At 64.1% G+C, this 18,367-nt stretch carries 13 protein-coding genes; 7 read left to right on the plus strand and 6 right to left on the minus strand.

What is annotated here, in order from left to right:
* Nucleotides 1-7 precede the first annotated feature (7 nt).
* The 5 genes from EK373_RS08020 to gshB all read right to left on the minus strand — a co-directional run bounded on the left by EK373_RS08020 (nucleotide 8) and on the right by gshB (nucleotide 5,555).
* Nucleotides 8-2,455, minus strand: a complete 2,448-nt coding sequence (locus EK373_RS08020; RefSeq protein WP_129642174.1) for a DUF4394 domain-containing protein — start codon at nucleotides 2,453-2,455, stop codon at nucleotides 8-10.
* Nucleotides 2,456-2,617: 162 nt separating this feature from the next.
* Entirely contained in the window at nucleotides 2,618-3,130 is a 513-nt protein-coding gene (gene ruvX, locus EK373_RS08025; protein ID WP_322095822.1) for a Holliday junction resolvase RuvX, read from the minus strand.
* A complete protein-coding gene (locus EK373_RS08030; protein ID WP_129642176.1) occupies nucleotides 3,061-3,624 on the minus strand; it encodes a YqgE/AlgH family protein in 564 nt (187 codons plus the stop codon). Before EK373_RS08030 ends, ruvX begins: the two co-directional genes overlap by 70 nt.
* A gap of 45 nt (nucleotides 3,625-3,669) precedes the next feature.
* On the minus strand, nucleotides 3,670-4,572 hold the full coding sequence (locus EK373_RS08035) for a TonB family protein (protein ID WP_129642177.1): 903 nt from the start codon (nucleotides 4,570-4,572) through the stop codon (nucleotides 3,670-3,672).
* Nucleotides 4,569-5,555: a glutathione synthase gene (gshB, locus tag EK373_RS08040; RefSeq protein ID WP_456107222.1), complete on the minus strand. Its 987-nt coding sequence runs from the start codon at nucleotides 5,553-5,555 to the stop codon at nucleotides 4,569-4,571. Before gshB ends, EK373_RS08035 begins: the two co-directional genes overlap by 4 nt.
* A gap of 179 nt (nucleotides 5,556-5,734) precedes the next feature.
* On the opposite strand from gshB, the gene EK373_RS08045 reads away from it, so the two are divergent.
* From EK373_RS08045 to EK373_RS08070, 6 genes are all read left to right on the plus strand, one after another.
* Nucleotides 5,735-6,148 carry a response regulator gene (locus EK373_RS08045; protein ID WP_129642179.1) on the plus strand — a complete coding sequence of 138 codons (414 nt, stop codon included), beginning with the start codon at nucleotides 5,735-5,737 and terminating at the stop codon, nucleotides 6,146-6,148.
* A gap of 70 nt (nucleotides 6,149-6,218) precedes the next feature.
* Nucleotides 6,219-6,590 carry a response regulator transcription factor gene (locus EK373_RS08050; RefSeq protein ID WP_116810845.1) on the plus strand — a complete coding sequence of 124 codons (372 nt, stop codon included), beginning with the start codon at nucleotides 6,219-6,221 and terminating at the stop codon, nucleotides 6,588-6,590.
* Nucleotides 6,591-6,609: 19 nt separating this feature from the next.
* Nucleotides 6,610-7,176: a chemotaxis protein CheW gene (locus tag EK373_RS08055; protein WP_129642180.1), complete on the plus strand. Its 567-nt coding sequence runs from the start codon at nucleotides 6,610-6,612 to the stop codon at nucleotides 7,174-7,176.
* A gap of 241 nt (nucleotides 7,177-7,417) precedes the next feature.
* Entirely contained in the window at nucleotides 7,418-9,526 is a 2,109-nt protein-coding gene (locus tag EK373_RS08060) for a methyl-accepting chemotaxis protein (RefSeq protein ID WP_129642181.1), read from the plus strand.
* Between the two features lie 15 nt (nucleotides 9,527-9,541).
* The gene (locus EK373_RS08065) at nucleotides 9,542-16,387 is read left to right on the plus strand and encodes an Hpt domain-containing protein (protein ID WP_129642182.1); all 6,846 of its coding nucleotides are present in this window, start codon (nucleotides 9,542-9,544) and stop codon (nucleotides 16,385-16,387) included.
* Nucleotides 16,384-16,863, plus strand: a complete 480-nt coding sequence (locus EK373_RS08070) for a chemotaxis protein CheW (RefSeq protein WP_129642183.1) — start codon at nucleotides 16,384-16,386, stop codon at nucleotides 16,861-16,863. The genes EK373_RS08065 and EK373_RS08070 overlap by 4 nt, the downstream gene beginning before the upstream one ends.
* A gap of 3 nt (nucleotides 16,864-16,866) precedes the next feature.
* Here EK373_RS08070 and EK373_RS08075 read toward each other — a convergent pair whose 3' ends face one another.
* On the minus strand, nucleotides 16,867-17,601 hold the full coding sequence (locus EK373_RS08075) for a 16S rRNA (uracil(1498)-N(3))-methyltransferase (RefSeq protein ID WP_129642184.1): 735 nt from the start codon (nucleotides 17,599-17,601) through the stop codon (nucleotides 16,867-16,869).
* Nucleotides 17,602-17,761: 160 nt separating this feature from the next.
* On the opposite strand from EK373_RS08075, the gene ampD reads away from it, so the two are divergent.
* Complete coding sequence (gene ampD / locus EK373_RS08080; protein WP_198683317.1) at nucleotides 17,762-18,313, plus strand: 1,6-anhydro-N-acetylmuramyl-L-alanine amidase AmpD; 552 nt, start codon at nucleotides 17,762-17,764, stop codon at nucleotides 18,311-18,313.
* Nucleotides 18,314-18,367: the final 54 nt, after the last annotated feature.

Below are 18,367 nucleotides of genomic sequence, written 5' to 3' on the forward strand. Positions count from 1 at the left end.
GTAGAGATTACTGGAGCCGGATCGTCAGCCCCATCAGCCGCATCGTATCGACCGCACCGATCGGGCCGATGGCGGTCAGCGCACCGGTGCGGAGCTCCACCCGGTACAGCGTAGACTGGCTGCTGCCCATGGGCTGAAGTGCGGCTACGGCGAGGCCATTGTCGCCCCCTGCAATGTCGAAGCCGCCGCTGAAGGTGAAGGTCTGGCCGCTGGTGGTCAACGGGCCGACCGTCGTGAGCAGGCCGTTGTTCGCCGGCTTCTGGGTCACCAGCGCATTGCTGCCCAGATCGATGTTGTAAAGGGTGGTGTCCGCCGGATTGGCGTAGTTGTTGGTGTATGCGATCGCGACCACATCGGGCGCCGGCCGACCGCTTTCGGCGGGGATGCGCTGCAGGGACGTGGCGGTGATGGTCGCGCCGGTATCCACGATGACGGCGAGATTGTGCTCGGCGTCGCTCAGCACTCGCAGCGCATCTGCGGTCGGGCTGAAGTCGGCGCCGAACGTCGTGCCTATCAGTGCTCGGAACGGATCGCCGACGTTGGGCATCAGCGCCTTGCCGAGCGTCGCACGGGCGGTCGCCGGATCGACGGTGTAGATGCGGCCCGCGTCGGTCAGCAGATACAACACTTGATTCGCTGGACGGATGTCGAAGCCCAGCACCCGCTCGCCGCCTTGCAGGCCGGTGATGGCCTGGTTGCTGGCGATCGTTCCGGGGGTGTTGACGTTGAAGCTGAGCAGGCGCCCGTCGTTGGTCACGCCGAGCAGCGTCGCCTGCGGCACGTTCGAATGCGTCAGCGCGCGAATGCGTGCAGTCGAGCCGATCGGGCCGATGCGAGTGGCTGCGCCGGTCGTGAGATTGATGCTGTAGAGATCGGAAGTCGTTGCGGTACCGACATTCAGCGCCGCGAAAGCGTTGTTGTTGATGGCGTTGATGTCCAGGCCGGCGAGCGTCTGCACGTCGCCAGCGATGCCCAATGGGCCAACGACCTGCAGATCGCCGGCGATCGGAGTGCTCGGCGCGCGTCCTTGAATCATCAGCCGATCGTTTGCGGTATCGATTACATACAACGTGCTCGTGCCCGTACCGGCGAAGCTGTTCGTGTACGCCGCCGCAGTCACGCTCGACCCGGACGGGTTGAGCTGATCGTCGGTGAAAGTTTCTCCGGTATCGAACAGCACGCGCAGGTTCATGCCGTTGCTGCTCAGCACGCGTAAGCCATCGGCCGCCGGGCTCACGTCGACGGTGATGTTGCCGCCATCGAGGCTCTGAAAGGGCAGCGACGTATCGTTCACCGATGCAGCAAGCATTGCCCTGAACGCCACCGTGCCGGTTGCCGCATTGACCGTGTAGAGCCGCCCGGCGCTGGTGAGCGCGTAGACGTTGCGGTCGGCGGGCCGCGTGTCGACGCCTACAACGGTTTCGTTACCTTGCAAGCCGTTGATGGTGGCGTTCGTGCAGAGTTTCCCGGGCAGGCCACTGTTGAACGAGACCAGGCCGTTGCTATCGGTGAGCGCCAACAGTTCGCCGACGGGTTGCGGCGGCGTCGTCGCAGGCGTCGGGCGCGCCAGTCCGAGCACGCTCTCGCCGCTGTTCAGTCCGCCGATCCCGGCGACGAGCGTGGCAGTGCCGGTGTTGAGATCGATCGTGTACAGCGAAGTCACATTGCCCACGGACAGCGCGGCGATGGCGGATTGCGTGCCGTCGGCGGCGGTGGCGATATCGAAGCCGGCAATCCCGGCATTCACGGTCAGGGGGCCGACCGTGGTCAGCACGCCGCCGCTTGCATTGGCGCTGGTGAGCAAACGATCGTCCGTGGTGTCGATGTAATAAACCGTCGTGCGGCATGCGGACGAGAAGTTGTTCGTGTAAGCGACCTCGACCACACCGATGCTGCGCAGGCCTGAAACCGTGAGCGTCGTGTCTGTGAAGGTCGCGCCGGTGTCCATGTTCACGCGCAGGTTCTGACCGGAGTTGCTGACGATGCGCAGCTGATCGACGACGTTATTCACGTCGATGCTGACGCGTGTGCCGGACAGCGCCGTGTAGGGATCGCTCGTGTCCGATGGATCCGCGACCATCGTGCTTTTGAGCGTGGCCGTGCCGCTGTTCGGGTCAATGGCGTAGACACCCCCTTGGTTGCCGACGGCAATCAGTTGCCCTGCGGGCGAGCCGCCTGGCCGCAGATCGAAGCCAACAATGTTTTCGTTGGCGCGCAGGCCGGCGATGGCAACCGCCGAACTGCTGCCGGGGGTGGCGCTGTTGAAGCTCATCAGCCGGTTCGAGCTGGTGACTGCAAACGTATCGCCCGGCACGAGGCCGCTCGGTGGATTCGGCGCTGGCGCGGGTGCTGGATCGTCGCCGCCGCCGCTACTGCATCCCAGCAGCGGCAGCGTGAGCAACGCATATAAAGCAAACGGAGCGCGGGCCGTAACGGCGCGAGCGTTGAGTTTCATGGGGTCGCCTGTCGCTTCGGCTGCAGATGCAGGCTGCTTCGGCGTTCGGCAAGCGATGGATGCGCCGTTTCTGTGTCGAATTATTTCCAGCGAGCGGCGGCGCTTCGTGTTGTGGAGAAGTTGAGAGGCGCGTCACGTTTCCTCGCCGCCTCGGATCGATCTTCAGCTGACCTGTTCCGCAGCGTGGGGGTTCTCGAGCCATTGTTCGAGCAAGATGCGCGCGGCGATCATGTCGACGTCGGCGTGGGTGTTACGACGCTTCTTCATTCCGGAGGCGCGGGCATCGCGCAGCTGCGATTCGGCTTCGCGCGAGCTCAGTCGTTCATCAACCAGCGCCACAGGCTTGTTGTAACGCGTCTTCAACTCGGCTGCAAAGGCGCGACTTACCTCGGTGAGCAGCGTCGGTGTGCCGTCCATGTTCCAGGGCAGGCCTACAACGAACTGTGACGGCTGATATTCCTGCACCAGCCTGGCTATCGCCGCCCAGGGCACGACCTCGCCGCGTTCGAGCGTGGTGAGTGCGCGAGCGGTACGCGTCAGCGTGTCGCCACTGGCGACGCCGATGCGTCTGGTTCCGTAATCGAACGCGAGGATGACCTGCGGGCTCAGGCGTGGCCCACCTGATCGCTGATGGTGGCGAGGTCCACGCCCAGCAGACGGCCGGCGGCGCGCCAGCGTTGCTCGTAGGGTGTGTCGAACAGAATGCGCTCATCGCAGGGCGCGGTGAGCCAGGCATTTTGTGCCAACTCGGTTTCCAGTTGGCCGGCGCTCCAGCCGGCGTAACCCAGGGCGACCAGCGCGGTGTTCGGCCCGCTGCCGCGAGCCATGGCATTCAGGATGTCCGGCGAAGTCGTCACCTGCAGGCGGGGCGACACCTGGCGGGTATGTTCCCAATGGCCGCCGACCTGGTGCACGACGAAGCCACGGTCGGTTTGCACCGGGCCGCCTTGCAAGACTTGCTGGTGACCGAACACCCCGGGCGCCGTCGGCATTTTCAGCTGCTCGAACACGTCCAGCAGCCGCATCTGCAACGGGCGGTTGATGATGATGCCGAGCGCGCCGTCCGCGTTGTGCTCCCAGATGAACGTGACCGTCTGGGCAAAATTACTGTCGGTCATCGCCGGCATGGCGATGAGGAACTGGTTGGTGAGGAAGTCGCCTTCGGACATGGTCCAAGTATCCGGCGGCTCCCGCCGGGGCTCAAGCACAGAAGCTCAATTTTTAGCCGCGCCGAGGAATTGCCACTCATAGGCGAACCGCAATTCCTGGTACTGCTTACGCAGCTCGCTCGGGAACGGGTCGAACGGCGAGGCCAGGCGCAGGATGGACAGCGCCGCCTGGTCGATTTCCTTGCTGCCGCTGGAGCGGCGGATCAGGGCGTCGCCCAGCGTGCCGTCGGGTTTCAGCGAAACTTCCAGCACCGGATTGCCGGTCTGGCCCTTGCGCGCGTACTGCGGAAAGTTGAGCGTGCCCAGACGTTCGACCTTGGTCCGCCAGGCATTCAAATACGGCGCGAGTTTGGACTCGCGTGTGTTCGGCACGATCTCGGTCGCACCGTCCATGCGCTTGCCGCGAAGCACGAGCGATGTGTCGGTCGCACTGGTGGCGATCGGGCGCGGCGCAGTTGGCGACAGCGCCAGCGGCACTTCGGCCTGCTGCGACGGATCGTTGTCGCCGCTGCGATATTCGACTTCGCTGCGATCACTGCGGCTGCTGACGATCTCGGTGGATTGCTGGCCGCTGACCGCTTCCTTGTAACGATCGCTGTTGCCGTCAGGCACGCCATCCAGATCGGCCATCACGGGCGAGGAGGTGGGATTCGCCGGCCGCACGCGCTCGTCGGTGGTGCCGCTGCCTTGCTGGCTGCGTTGAGCCAGATATTCGGCGCCGGGATTATCGGCGGCGCGGGTGTCGTTACTGGTGAGCAACAGCACTTCCAGGGTCGGCGTCGGGCTGTTGTCGCCGCGAGGCGCGGCGAAAGTGATGCCCAGGATCACGATGCCGTGAAACAGCGCCGCCAGAAACAAAGTGGTGGTCAGCCGATCGTTGACGGGCGCCTGACCCTCCTGCAGCTCGCTGGAGAGTGACGAATCGTCTGGCTGAGCCGAAGCATTCATTGCAGTCGTTTCTCTATCGCATCCATGAGCAGGCCGGCGATCTGTGTGCCGAACTGCTTGTCCAGTTCGCGGACGCCGGTGGGGCTGGTCACGTTGATCTCCGTGACGAAGCCGCCGATCACGTCCAATCCAACAAACAACATTCCGCGACGCCGCAGCTCGGGCCCGATCTGGCCGACGAGCCAGCGGTCGCGATCGTTCAGCTCGCGGCCCACGCCCTTGGCGCCGGCGGCGAGATTGCCGCGATTGTCGGTGGCCGACGGAATCCGCGCCAGTGCATAGGGCGCCGGCTCGCCATCGATGACCAGGATGCGCGAGTCGCCGCTGTCGACGATCTCCGGCAGATATTTCTGCACGATCGCGAAGCGCGTGCCGTACTCGGTCATGGTCTCGAATATCACATTGGCATTCTTGTCGCGCTGCTCGAGTACGAAGATCGAGCGGCCGCCCATGCCATACAGCGGCTTGCAGACGATGCGCTCGTGCTCCTTCAGGAACGCGTGCATGTCGGCCATGTCGCGCGTGATGAGCGTCGGGGCACAGCACTGCGGAAACCAGGCTGTGTATACCTTCTCGTTCATGTCGCGCAGGCCCTGCGGCCGGTTCACCACCAGCACGCCGGCCTCCTCGGCCCGTTCGAGGATGTACGTCGTGTAGATGTACTCCATGTCGAACGGCGGGTCCTTACGCATCAGGATGACATCGAATTCGGACAATCCCTGTACCTGGGATTCGCCCAGCTGGTACCAATCGTTCAGATCGTTCTTCACCGTGACCCGCGCGAGCCGGGCCATGGGCACGCCGTCGCGCAGCCACAGATCCTGCTGTTCGGCGTACCACAGCTCCCAACCCCGCTCCTGGGCGGCCAGCAGCATGGCCAGCGTGGTGTCCTTGGCCGGTTTGATCTCAGAGATGGGATCCATGACCACGACGACGCGGACAGGTTGCGACACAGTGCTTGGGCTGGGGGTGGACATGGGCATTTCACCTGGGAAGTCGAGCGTACACATCACACGGAATTCGCGGTGCGAGCGCTGTGTGACGGGCTTCATAGTATAGGAAGGCGGGCGATGGCGGCCCTATAACCAATATGTTAAAAGTTCCGGCGGTTGTGCCCCGGCAGTTTTTTCCGGATCAGTTGAGGGCTTGAGGAATTAGCGCGATGGAGAACCTAGCAGCGAGCCAGTCCGCCCGACTTTCGGGCCTCAAGGTGCTGGTCATCGACGACAGCAAGACCATTCGCCGGACGGCCGAGACGCTGCTGTCGAAGGAAGGTTGCGAGGTGTTCACGGCGGTCGACGGCTTCGATGCGCTGTCGAAAATCGCCGACCACCAGCCCGACATCGTGTTCGTCGACATCATGATGCCGCGGCTGGACGGTTATCAGACCTGCTCGCTGATCAAGCACAACAAGGTGTTCCGCTCCATTCCGGTGATCATGTTGTCGAGCAAGGACGGCTTGTTCGATCGGGCCCGCGGCCGCATCGTCGGCTCCGAGCACTATCTGACCAAGCCTTTCACCAAGGATGAGTTGTTGAACGCGATCGAAACGCACGTTGGCGCGGCGGCAAGGTAGCCCCAAGGAAAATGATGTGGTGCGCGCAGCTTTGGCAACTCTCACGGAGCAAGGTACGGCGGAGCAAGGTATGGCACTGATCCTCATCGTCGACGATTCGCCGACGGAAGTGCACGTGATGCAGAAGGCACTGGAACGCCACGGCTATCAGACGGCCTCTGCCGGCGATGGCGCCGAGGCGATTCGCAAGGCCAAGGAAATGAAGCCCGACCTGATTTTCATGGACGTGGTGATGCCCGGCGTGAACGGCTTCCAGGCGACGCGCAAGCTCGCCTCCGATCCGGACACCAAGGCGATTCCGGTGATCATGGTGACTTCCAAAGACCAGGAAACCGACCGCATCTGGGGCATGCGCCAGGGCGCCAAGGACTACCTGGTGAAGCCGGTGTCGATGGAAAAGCTGATCGAAAAAGCGCAGGCCGCTCTGACCCAGGCCGGCTAACAGGGACTGCCCTAAGGAAATGAGCGCCTCCGCCACACTCAAGTCGCTGCGTGACAAGCCGTTCGATCTCCTGCGGGAGCTCGAGCGACTGGCGCGCGTCGCGCTGACCGGGCAGGGCCGCGATGCTGCCGCCGAGCGCGAGTGGGTCGGCGTGGCGTTCCGGTTGAGCTCGGAAAGTTTTCTGGCCGCGCGTGAAGAAACACGCGAGGTGTTGAGTTATCCGTCCGTGGTGACGCGCGTACCAGGCGCGAAACCCTGGATCCGTGGCATCGCAAATGTGCGAGGTCAGTTGTTGCCGGTGGTCGATCTGCGCGCTTATCTGGGCGGCGGCATGACCAACACCAATCGCAGCACGCGAGTGTTGGTGGCGAACCATCGCGAAGTGCCGGCGGGCTTGCTGGTGGACGAAGTGCTGGGTTTCCGCCGCTTCGCCGATGGCGAGTTCTCCGCGACGCCGCCGCCGACCATCGTACGTTGCGATCGTTATCTCGCCGGCGCGTTCCGTCGTGGCACGGAGAGCTGGCCGGTGTTCAGCCTGCGCTCGCTGCTGGAGAGCGCCGAGTTTCTGCAAGCAGCGGTCTCCTAGCCGCGCCTCATCGAACCGATACTGAAAGTCGTAAGCAGTTTGGCCAATTAGATAGACGAGACGAGTTGGAAGACGGTCGTGCAAAACAACTACAGCATCAGCACACGGCATGCGCCGGCGCCTGCGACAGCGGGTTGGCGGGGCGTTACGTCTTGTGACCCGAAGGCTGCACGACTCAAGGAGTGCGGCCCGGGAAATCCCGCGGGACGACCGAAGGTGATCGCCACGGAAGGGCAGGATCATGGCTGAGAAAAAAATGACTGGCGTGCGCTTCCTGCCGGCCCTCATGGTGGTCGCGCTGGTGAGCGTAGTCGCAGCGCTGGGCCTGCTGGCGTTCGCAGGCGGCGAGACGGGCGGCGACGACAAGAGCGTGCGCGAGATGAACGAGCTGCTCGCGCTGTCGCAGAAGTTGCCTTTGCAAGCCAATGCGGCGCTGAGCGGCACCCAGGGCGCATTCAACGCGCTGTCCGAGTCGCGCACCCGTTATTCGACGCTCGCTGCTTCCCTCGGTCCCGACGTGCAGGGCTTTACTGGCACAACCGACCTGTTGAAACAGAGCCAGGCGATCCTGAACGCGCAGGAAGCCATCGAAGGCGTGCAGAAGTCGTCCATCGAAGTGCGCGCCCTGGTGCCGCAGTTGTTACAGAGCCTCGGCAATGTCGCGAGCGCGCTCGGCTCCCCCGGCATCGAAGGCATGACGCGGCATCTGGAACGTTTCGAGCTGACCGGGCTGCGTTTGCAGCAGGACGTGGAAGCACTGGCTGGCGGCGTCGGCGACGCGACGGTGATTGCGCGCCGGCTCGCGGACGGCAACGACTATATGGGCCAGGTCGTCGGCGGGCTCGGCGGCGAAGACTCGGGCCTGGGCCTGCCGAAGGTCACGGGGCCGGAAGCCGAAGGCCGCTTCAAGAGCACCAGCTCTTTGTATGCTCAGCTGAGCGACAAGGTTCGCACGGCTATCAGCTCTGCTGATCGCGTGAAGTCCGCACGCGAAGCTGCCGCGGCGCTCGCCGCCAGCGGCGACAAGATTTACGGCGCGTTTGCTACGCGCGTCGGCGTGCCGGGCGGCGCTGCTGCCGGCGTGGTCAACAGCAAAGCCTTGCCGATCGGGTTGCTCGCGCTCGGCCTGATCTCGCTGACCGTGCTCACGTTGCTGTATTCCATGGGCGGCAACATCCGCAAACAGCTGGAAGTGCAGGCGAGCAAGAACAAACAGAACCAGGAAGCGATTCTGCGGCTGCTCGACGAGCTGTCGAGCCTGGCCGACGGCGATCTCACCGTGCAGGCCACGGTGACCGAAGACATCACCGGCGCGATCGCGGACTCGATCAACTACGCCATCGAAGCGCTGCGCGAACTGGTTGCGACCATCAACGAGTCGGCGGTGTCGCTGGACTCCGCGGCCAAACAAACACAGGGCTCGGTCAGTCAGTTGGCGAAGGCGTCGGTCGCGCAGTCCAAACAAGTTGCGCTGGCGTCGGAGTCGGTGGCCGCGATGGCGGCGTCGACCGAAGAAGTGTCCGGCAACGCCGAGCGTTCGGCCGACGTTGCGCGCCACTCAGTGGACGTGGCGCACAAGGGTGGCGAAGCCGTGCGCCGTACCATCGACGGAATGAACACGATTCGCGAGACGATCCAGGAGACCTCCAAGCGCATCAAGCGCCTGGGCGAGAGCTCGCAGGAGATCGGCAACATCGTCGAGCTGATCAATGACATCGCCGAGCAGACCAACATTCTGGCCTTGAACGCGTCCATTCAGGCGTCCATGGCCGGTGAAGCGGGCCGCGGCTTCGCGGTCGTCGCGGACGAAGTGCAGCGGTTGGCCGAGCGCGCCGCGAACGCTACCAAACAGATCGAAGTGCTGGTGCGCACGATTCAGGCCGACACCAACGAAGCGGTGGTGTCGATGGAGCGCAGTACCACGGACGTGGTGGGCGGAGCCTTGCTGGCCGAGAACGCCGGCGCGGCGCTGGAAGAGATCGAGCAGGTGTCGAATCAGATCGCCAGCCTGGTGCAGAACATTTCCGCCAGCGCCCGTCAGCAGTCCTCGGCGGCGCAAAACATCGCACGCAACATGGGCGTGCTCAGAGAGATCAGCTCGCAGACAGCGGAGAATTCCGCCGCTACGTCCAGCTCGGTCGGCAAGCTTGCCGAGCTGTCCTCGCAGCTGCGCAAGTCTGTCGCGGGCTTCCGTCTGCCGGACGCTGTGTCCGGTGGCTCTGCCTTGTTGACTGACCCGGCCCGCAAAGCGCCGCCCGTGGCGCCGCCGCCGTCGCTCACAGCGACCGGCAGCGGCACCGCTGCGAACCGCACCAACGCGCCGAAGAAAGTCAGCGGCCTCAACGCTTAACAAATACGCGAGACCATGGCTGAGGTTTCATCGCAGACTCTGCACATCGTTGCGCGCGAGCTCGCCAGCGAACTGAACGAAGCACGGGCTTCGTTGGAAGCTTTCGGCGAGCAGCAGGACAACCTGGCGCTGCTTCGTAAGTGCAATGAACACCTGCACGCGGTGCACGGCGCTCTGCGCGTCGCCGAAGTGTATGGCGCGGCTTTGCTGGCCGAAGAAATGGGCCAGGTCGCGAACTACCTGATCTCGAACTTCAACGAGAAACGGCATCTCGCCGAAGGCCTCGACGCGCTGATGCGCGCGATGGTGCAGCTGCCGACGTATCTCGAGCGCGTGATGAGCGGCGGGCGCGACATGGCGCTCGTACTGTTGCCTCTGTTGAACGATCTGCGCGCCGTGCGCGGTCATGCGCTGTTGTCCGAAGGCACGTTGCTGCTGCTGAATCTCAGCTCGGATCAACAAGCGAACCCAGTCACGGGCGCCGCCGAGGGCGCGCTCACCGTTGCGCAATGGGCTCGCAAGCTGCGCACTCGTTTCCAGCTCGGTCTGCTGGGCTGGATCAAGGGCGAGCGTGTCGATCAGAACTTAGAAATTCTGTCGCGCACCTCCGAGAAGCTGGAGCACGTCGCCACGACCCAAGCTGTGTTCCAGCTGTGGTGGGTGGTCGGCGCAATCCTCGAAGCGCTGCGTGAAGGCGGACTCGAGGGCAGTGCTTCGATCAAACGTTTGCTCGGTCAGGCCGACCGTGAAATGAAACGTTTGTACGAAGCGGGTGAAGCGCGCTACGCCGATTCCCCGCCGCTCGAACTACTGAACAACCTGCTTTATTACGTCGCTCGTGCGCGCACCAACGGCCCGCGCGTGGCGGCGGTTCGCGCTTCGTTCCGTCTGTCCGAGCTGCTGCCGGTCGACGAGGGCGTCGAGCAGGCGCGCGAAAGTCTGTCCGCACCGTCGGTCAAGCTGATGAAGACCGTGGCTGCCGCGATCAAGGAAGATTTGAGCCGCGTCAAAGACGCGCTCGATATCTTCGTGCGCCAGGGTGGCACTCAAGTCGACGAGCTCGCGCCGCAGCTGGAATTGTTGAAGAAGATCGCCGATACGCTCGGCGTGCTCGGCCTCGGCGAGCTGCGCGACAAGGTGCAGACCGAGACGGCCGATCTGCAGGCCATCGTCGCGCAGAAGTCCAAAGCCAGCGAAGGCACGTTGCTGCGCATGGCGGCGACGCTCATCAAGGTCGAAGACAGTCTGGATGAGCAGCTGGTCGGCATGATCGTGCCGACGGCGGCTGAAAGCGGCAGTGCGCCCGCGAAACCGGCCGGTCCGGACGATATCGAGTTCCGTCTGGTCACCGAGGCCGTGCTGCGCGAATGTATCGTCAACATGGCGCGCATCAAGGAAGCGATCGCGCACTCGTTGGACAAACCTCGCGAAGGCACGGCCGTCGATCAGATTCCTCAGCTCATGCGCGGCATCACTGCCGGCTTGCTGATGCTGGGCAAGACGCGTGTCGTCGAGATCATGGAAGGCATCGACAAGGCGCTGCAGAACTTCGTGCGCAGCGACGGCATGACGCTGCCGCAGGAGGCGGTCGATCGTCTCGCTGACGCCATCGTCGCCGTCGAGTACTACATGGAAACCATCCAGGCCGGCCGCGCCGATCCCTGGTACATGCTCGACAACGCCGAAACCTGCCTGCGCTATCTCGCCGAGGCGCAGCCGGTGCCACGTGTCGAAGCGTTTGGCGGCACGACTTCCGATCACGCTCGTACGGTTGTTATCGAGCCGCACGCGGCCACTGTTGCGCTCGGCACCGAGCACGAGCCGACCGCTGTGCTCGATCCGGTCACGCAGGAAGTGCGTCGTCCGACCAAGCCGGCTGCCGCTCCGCAGCCGCCACCGCCGCCGATCCCGCCTGCGCTCACGAAGCCCGTCGACCGCGAAGTCGATCCGGAATTCGTCGAGCTGTTCATCGAAGAAGCCAAGGACGAGATTGCCAAGCTCAACCAGTTCTTCCCGCTGTGGGACGCCAATCCGCAGGATCAGGAAGCGCTGGTCAACGTGCGCCGTTCCTTCCATACGTTGAAGGGCAGCGGTCGCATGGTGGGGGCGCAGCTGATCGGCGACTTCGCGTGGTCGGTCGAGAACATGTTGAATCGCGTCATCAACAAGACGCTGGATCGCACGCCCGACATCATGGCGCTGATGCGCTCCGCCGTGGCGGCCGTCCCCGAGCTCGTCGAGCAGCTCGAAACCGGTCGCGCGCCGCAGGCCGATATCGCGAAGATCATCAACACGGCGAATACGCTTGCGGGCGTTCGTCCAGCTTCGGCGACGCAGACGCTGGCTGCGGCGCCGGCGCCTGCCGCAGCGCCTGCTCCGGCGCGTCGTCCGGAGCCGCCGGTGCTCACGGCAGCCGCCATGGAGGCGCCGACGCTGTCGCCCCTGCCGGAAAAAAAAACAGACCCAGTCCCGGAAGTAACAACCCCCGCGGCGGGATCGGCAGAATCCCCAATGGACCCGGGGCTCCACGAGATCTACGCCAAAGAAACCGCGGGACACCTCGCGACGATTCATAAGTTCATCGCGGCCTGCCGGCTCGCGACGCCTCCTTATGTCGTCACGGAAGATCTGCACCGCTCGTGTCACACCCTGAGCGGTACGGCGAAAACCGCCGGCGCGCGCCAGGGCATCAAGATCGCGGAGCCGCTGAATCGTTACATTCGCAAGCTCTACGACAATTCCATCGGCATGTCCGACGCCGGGCTTGCGTCGTTGTCAGATGCGGTGACCGCGATCCAGCAGGTCGTCGAGAACATCAACGAGAACACCGGGTTCTTCCTCGACCACGATTTGATCGTACGTCGTTTGAACGAGCTGGAGCACTCGCTCGATGCGGAGATCTCGCGCATTGCCGAGCTCGGTGCAACCACCTCGGCCAATGCTACGAATAGCGAAGCGACGGGCGAGCATCTGATCACGTCGACGGCGGCGACCAGCGTCAATCTGCAGCTGAGCGTGCCGGCGCCGGGCCTCGAACCCGTCCACGTCGACGAGATGTCGCTGGCGGAGGTCAATGCCATGCTGCCACCGATCGAGCCGGAAACCTTCGAGCTCAGCCCCGTCGAGCCGAGCATGCTCGAGTCGGGCGCATTCGATGCGACCACGCTGGTGGGCGAGCAGATCAATATCAACGCGCCCGAGGTGTCGGTCGAGGACATCGACCTGGCTACGCCGGAGCTCGTCGTCGAGGAAATCACGCTCGATGCGGCCGACCTGGCAGGCGAAGACATCACGCTTGATGCTCCGAATGTCGGCGCCACCGAAGCCATCGGCGAAGAGATCGTGCTCGGCGCAGTCGAGGTTACGCCGGAAGAGATCACGCCCGATGAGCCGACCGGCGACGTGGTCGAGATCGAAGCCGGCTTCAAAGGGCTGGACACCCTGCAGTGGTCCTACGAGAACTTCCCGAAGGACAGCGCCGATGCCGCGGCCAACAACGATGTTTCCAGCGCCGGAATGCAGGTTGAAGAAGCCGAGCTGACTTCGGACGACGATCTCACCCAGGAAGCTGCCGCGCTCGCGGAGCTGACCAGGGAAGAGCCGGGTATCGTCGTCGACGAGGCGGAGCTCCTGCTCGATGAGAGCAATCGCGCGCTGCTGCAGCTGAACGAGCCACTGCCCGCCGAAGCTACCGATCTCATTGTCGAGACCGCACCCTGGGCAGCGGAATACGAGCCGCCGATATTGCCGCCGGACTCGGCGGTTGCACGCGATGATGCCGAGACGATTCGCAGCCCGCTGCTGAGGCCGGCTGCGGATGAAACGTTGGGCGAGGCGCCGACGCCTGCCGTGCCTGAGCTATCGCCGTCCGCTGAAACGGCCGCTTCCGCGGCGTTCGCTGATCAGCTTTCTGAGGCGGCGGCAACGCCGATTTCCGAGCCGGCGCCCGCTGCGCAAATTCAAACTGTTTCTGAAGTAGCGTCGGCTGCGCCCGCGCAGGAGCCCGAGGACGAAGGCGACTACGACGACAGCGACTTCGATCCCGATGTTGCGGCCATCTTCACCGAAGAGGCCACCGAGCTGCTCGAAACCGCCGATCAATCGCTCTCCTCGTGGATTCGCGATCGCGCCAACACCGCGCTGGTGTTCGAGCTGAAACGCGTCGTGCACACGCTCAAGGGCGGTGCTCGCATGGCCGGCATTCGCGCCATGGGCGATCTCAGCCACGAATTGGAAACATTGATGGGCCTGGTCGAAACCGGCCAGGTGCCCGCCGAACAGAACGTGTTCGACGCCCTGCAGGCCAGCCTCGACGAGTTGCACCGCATGCGCGATGTGGTCGCCAGCGGCGAGCGCTGCAAGCCGGCTCGCGAACTGATGAGGCGCATTCGTGCGCTGGCCAACGGTGAAGCCGAAGACGCGCCCGCCGCCGTGCCGACGCCATCGCCAGCCGCGACGACGGACGCTGTTACACCGCCTGCCCCGACGCCAGCATCGATGGCGGCTGCTGCGATTTCGCCGGCCGCGCCGATCGCGCCCGAGATCGTCCCTCCGGCCGAGTTTACGCCGGAAGCGGTCTTCGATGCGCCGGCGGAAGAGATCGTCGAGATCGAGGACTACTCGCCCGACGACAGAGATATCGGCTCGCAAACCGACATCGTCCCGACGCTCACCGATATCGAAGCGCTGGTCGAAGAAGAAGCAGCCGCCGAAAAAGCGCTCGCCGAAGGCGAGCTGTCCGAAGGCGCATGGAACGAAGCACCGTCCGCGCCGGAAATCGAAGCCGTCTCGGACGTCGAAGTTGAATTCGGTGCAGACGAACTCGGCGCCGTCGCTCCGCGCGAATCCGTTCGCGTCGAAGAAACTCCCGATGCCGCCATCCAAGCGGAGCACGCTGCAACCGGCGTGCATGCAGCCCACGACGTTTCAGCGGTCGCTCCCGAGCTGCCGCCCGACAGCAGCGAGCAACAGGACGAAGTTGCAGCCGAAGCGCAGGCCCCAGCACTGCCGGGCCGCGAAAAGCCGAGTCAGCAAGAGCCTCGCGAATTCGCGCGCGTCGACGCCGACCTGCTCGACAACCTGCTCAACAACGCCGGCGAAGTCAGCATCTTCCGCTCGCGCATGGAACAGCAGGTCAGCTCCATCGAGTTCAACCTCGCCGAGCTGGGCCGCACCGTCACGCGCTTGAAGGAACAGCTGCGCAAGCTGGAGCTGGAAACCGAATCGCAGATCCTGCACCGCCATCAGGAACAGTTCCCGGATCGCGCCGACTTCGATCCGCTGGAAATGGATCGCTACTCGACGATTCAGCAGCTGACGCGCGCGTTCGCCGAATCGGTGAGCGACGTGAGCTCGATCGAAGGCCTGCTGGAAAATCTCACGCGCGAAGCGCAGAACCTGTTGCTACAACAGTCGCGCGTCGTGACAGAAATGCAGAACGGCCTCATGCGTACGCGTATGGTGCCGTTCCAACGCCACGTGCAACGCCTCAGCCGATTGGTTCGCCAGGTCGCCAACGACACCAAGAAGAGTGTCGAGCTGGTGGTCGTCGGTGCGAACGGCGAGCTCGATCGTCAGGTGCTCGAGCGCATGCTGCCGCCGTTCGAGCACATGCTGCGTAACTCCGTCGTGCACGGTATCGAAACGGCGGAAGAACGTGTTGCGCGCGGCAAGCCGGCGCAAGGCACGATCAAAGTCGGCCTGCACCGAGAAGGCTCGGAAATGGTCATCGTGCTGGAAGACGACGGTCGCGGCATCGACGTGAACGCCGTGCGCGAGCGCGCCAAGCAGCGTGGCTTGTTACAAGCGGGCCGCGTGCTGACCGACGAAGAAGCGATGCAGCTCATTCTCGAGCCGGGCTTCAGCACCGCGAGCACCATCACTCAACATGCCGGCCGCGGCGTCGGCATGGACGTGGTGGTCAACGAAATCAAGAAACTGGGTGGCGCCCTGTTTACCGCGTCGGAGCTGGGCAAGGGCGTGAAGTTCACGATCCGTCTGCCGTTCACGCTGGCGATCACGCAAGCGTTGATCGTGCGCACGGGCGATGAGCTGTACGCGTTGCCGCTGCCGTCGGTCGAAGGCGTCGCTCGCATTCCGAAGTCGGAAGTGCAGAAGCATCTGGCCGAGGACGCGCCGACGTTCAGCTACGGCGGACAGGTCTATCGATTGCAGCATCTCGGCGCGTTCGTTGGCGGCGGTCCGTCGGCGCTGCCCGAGCTCGACGTGTCAGTGCCGCTGATTCTGATTCGCGCCGGCGAGCATTCGACGGCGATCGTCACCGACGAGTTGGTCGGCAGCCGCGAGATGGTCGTGAAATCGGTGGGCCCGCAGATCGCGACGATTCGTGGCATTGCCGGTGCGACGATCCTGGGCGACGGCCGCATCGTGATCATCTTGGACATGGGCACGCTGGTGCGCTCGGATTGGCGCGGCGGCAAGGCGCCGTTGGAACAGCAGGGCCCGAAGCAGGACAACCGCACGTTCGCGCTGGTCGTCGACGACTCGATCACCGTGCGCCGCGTGACGCAGCGTCTGCTCGAGCGCAATGGCATGCGAGTGATGACGGCGAAGGACGGCGTCGATGCGCTGTCGATCCTGCAGGAACACATCCCGGACGTGATCCTGCTCGACATCGAAATGCCGCGCATGGACGGTTACGAGCTGGCGACGCAGGTGCGCGCCGATGCGCGTTTGACCGATATTCCGATCGTGATGATCACATCGCGCGTCGGCGAGAAACATCGCGCCCGCGCGATCGAGATCGGCGTGAACGATTACCTCGGCAAGCCGTATCAGGAAAATCAGCTGCTCGACGCCATCGAGCCGCTGGTGCAGGCGCGTAGAAGGAAAGTGTCGTGAGTGCTACTGACATCCCCTCGCACGAGCTGTACAGCCTGCTGATCCCGCTGGCGCAGGAACGTTTGATCGTGCCGCGCGCGTGCGTGGCTGAGGTCGTGACGTGGCAGACGCCGGAGAAGGTGGAGGGCGTGCCGCCGTGGTATCTGGGCACGATTTCCTGGAGCGGGCGGCCGGTGCCGGTGATCTCCTTCGAAGCGGCCTGCGGTCAGCAGGTGCCGACCCCGGGCACGCGTACGCGTATCGTGATTTTCGTTGCTTTGAGCAGCCAGGTTACCGGTGGCTACTTCGGTGTCATCACGCAGGGCTTCCCTCAGTTGGTGCGCGTGAATAACGACGTCGTGAAGTCGGACCCGAGCCGGACGTTCCCCGAGCGCGGTCCGATCCTGTGCCAGGTTCGTATGCTCAATGAGTCGCCGCTCATTCCGGACTTCGAGCACCTCGAGCAAATGATCAGCGAAGAGAGCCGGGCCGCTTAACTTCTACTGAAGGTCGCCCCAAAGACCTTGAAGCACAGACAGCGCGACAACGGCCGCTGTTTCGGTTCGGAGCACTCTCGGTCCGAGACGCACCGGCATGAAGCCGGCTTTTTGCGCGGCGTGCAGTTCGTCGTCGTCCAGGCCGCCTTCCGGGCCGATCAACAGTTCGGCTTTGCTCGGCATGCTCGACAGACCTACCAGCGACGCGGGGGCGGACGGGCTCAGCACCAAACGCAGGCCGTCCTTCTTGACGTTCGCGAAGTACTCACGAAGCGTCATCGGCGCAGACACCGCCGGGATCTTCGCGCGGCCGCATTGCTCGCAGGCGCCGACGACGATGCCCTTCCAATGCTCACGTTTCTTGGCCGCTTGCTTCTCATCGAGGCGTACGACGCTGCGCGCCGTCAGCACAGGCGAGATCGCGGCCACGCCCAGTTCCGTCGCCTTTTGCAGCGTCCAATCCATGCGCTCGCTGCGCGAGACGCCCTGGACGAGGGTGATCTTCAGCGGCGATTCGGCCGTGCCGGGCGTCGGGTCGCCGAGGCTGACAGTCACTTTATCGCCTTCGACTCGCGTGATTTCGGCGCGGAATTCCTGGCCGCTGCCATCGAATACACTAAGCGGTGCACCCTCGCGCATACGCAGGACGCGTGCGACGTGGTAGCCGCCGGCGGGGGGCAGGTCGATTTCGGTGCGACCGGCCAGCGGGCCGTCGCAAAAGATTCGGTTCATTCTCATGCTCGCCTCATTGCGAGTAGGGGATTCTGGAGCCCGGACCAGTCATGATCTATTCAAGGCCAAGCAAACATTGTGCCGTGAGCCAGTGATGGAACAACCCATGCACTTCACCTCCTCGGCTGACGCTCTGACTCGGCACCTGCTCACGGTGGCGGCGGGCATCGACGCGAATAGCGGCTGGCTGCGTGCGGCCCGGCAGGTGCCGTCGCCGAACTTCGATGCGCGGCCGGGCGGCATCTTGCCAGAACTCATTGTCGTGCACGGCATCAGCTTGCCGCCGGACGAATTCGGCGGGCCGTGGATCGACCGCTTGTTCACCAACACGCTGTCGCCCGCCGAGCATCCGTACTTCGAGAAGATCAAGGATCTGAGGGTGTCCTCGCACTTGATGATCCGTCGCGACGGCGAGCCGGTGCAGTACGTGCCGTTTCACGAGCGCGCCTGGCACGCTGGTGCGTCGAGCTATCAGGGGCGCGAGCGTTGCAATGATTTTTCCGTCGGCATCGAATTGGAGGGCGCCGATGAGATTCCATACGAGCCGGCGCAATATCGCGTGCTGAGCGCGGTCATCCTGGCGCTGTGTGAAGCCTATCCGTCGTTGTCGCTGAGCCGGATCGCAGGACACAGCGATATCGCGCCGGGCCGCAAGACCGATCCGGGTCCGGCATTCGACTGGCAGCGGCTTTACGCGCTATTGCGCGCCATTGCCTGATTCTGGCGACACATTTCGCGCGCGAACACGGCCTCGTGTAGCATCGCCGCCCGG

The organism is Peristeroidobacter agariperforans, from assembly GCF_004138335.1.
GTDB lineage: Bacteria > Pseudomonadota > Gammaproteobacteria > Steroidobacterales > Steroidobacteraceae > Steroidobacter > Steroidobacter agariperforans.

Coding starts and splice junctions, on each gene's coding strand:
- EK373_RS08020 (WP_129642174.1), bottom strand. CDS start 2,455: ATGAAACTCAACGCTCGCGCCGTTACGGCCCGCGCTCCGTTTGCTTTA.
- EK373_RS08030 (WP_129642176.1), bottom strand. CDS start 3,624: ATGTCCGAAGGCGACTTCCTCACCAACCAGTTCCTCATCGCCATGCCG.
- EK373_RS08035 (WP_129642177.1), bottom strand. CDS start 4,572: ATGAATGCTTCGGCTCAGCCAGACGATTCGTCACTCTCCAGCGAGCTG.
- gshB (WP_456107222.1), bottom strand. CDS start 5,555: ATGCCCATGTCCACCCCCAGCCCAAGCACTGTGTCGCAACCTGTCCGC.
- EK373_RS08045 (WP_129642179.1), top strand. CDS start 5,735: ATGGAGAACCTAGCAGCGAGCCAGTCCGCCCGACTTTCGGGCCTCAAG.
- EK373_RS08050 (WP_116810845.1), top strand. CDS start 6,219: ATGGCACTGATCCTCATCGTCGACGATTCGCCGACGGAAGTGCACGTG.
- EK373_RS08055 (WP_129642180.1), top strand. CDS start 6,610: ATGAGCGCCTCCGCCACACTCAAGTCGCTGCGTGACAAGCCGTTCGAT.
- EK373_RS08060 (WP_129642181.1), top strand. CDS start 7,418: ATGGCTGAGAAAAAAATGACTGGCGTGCGCTTCCTGCCGGCCCTCATG.
- EK373_RS08065 (WP_129642182.1), top strand. CDS start 9,542: ATGGCTGAGGTTTCATCGCAGACTCTGCACATCGTTGCGCGCGAGCTC.
- EK373_RS08075 (WP_129642184.1), bottom strand. CDS start 17,601: ATGAGAATGAACCGAATCTTTTGCGACGGCCCGCTGGCCGGTCGCACC.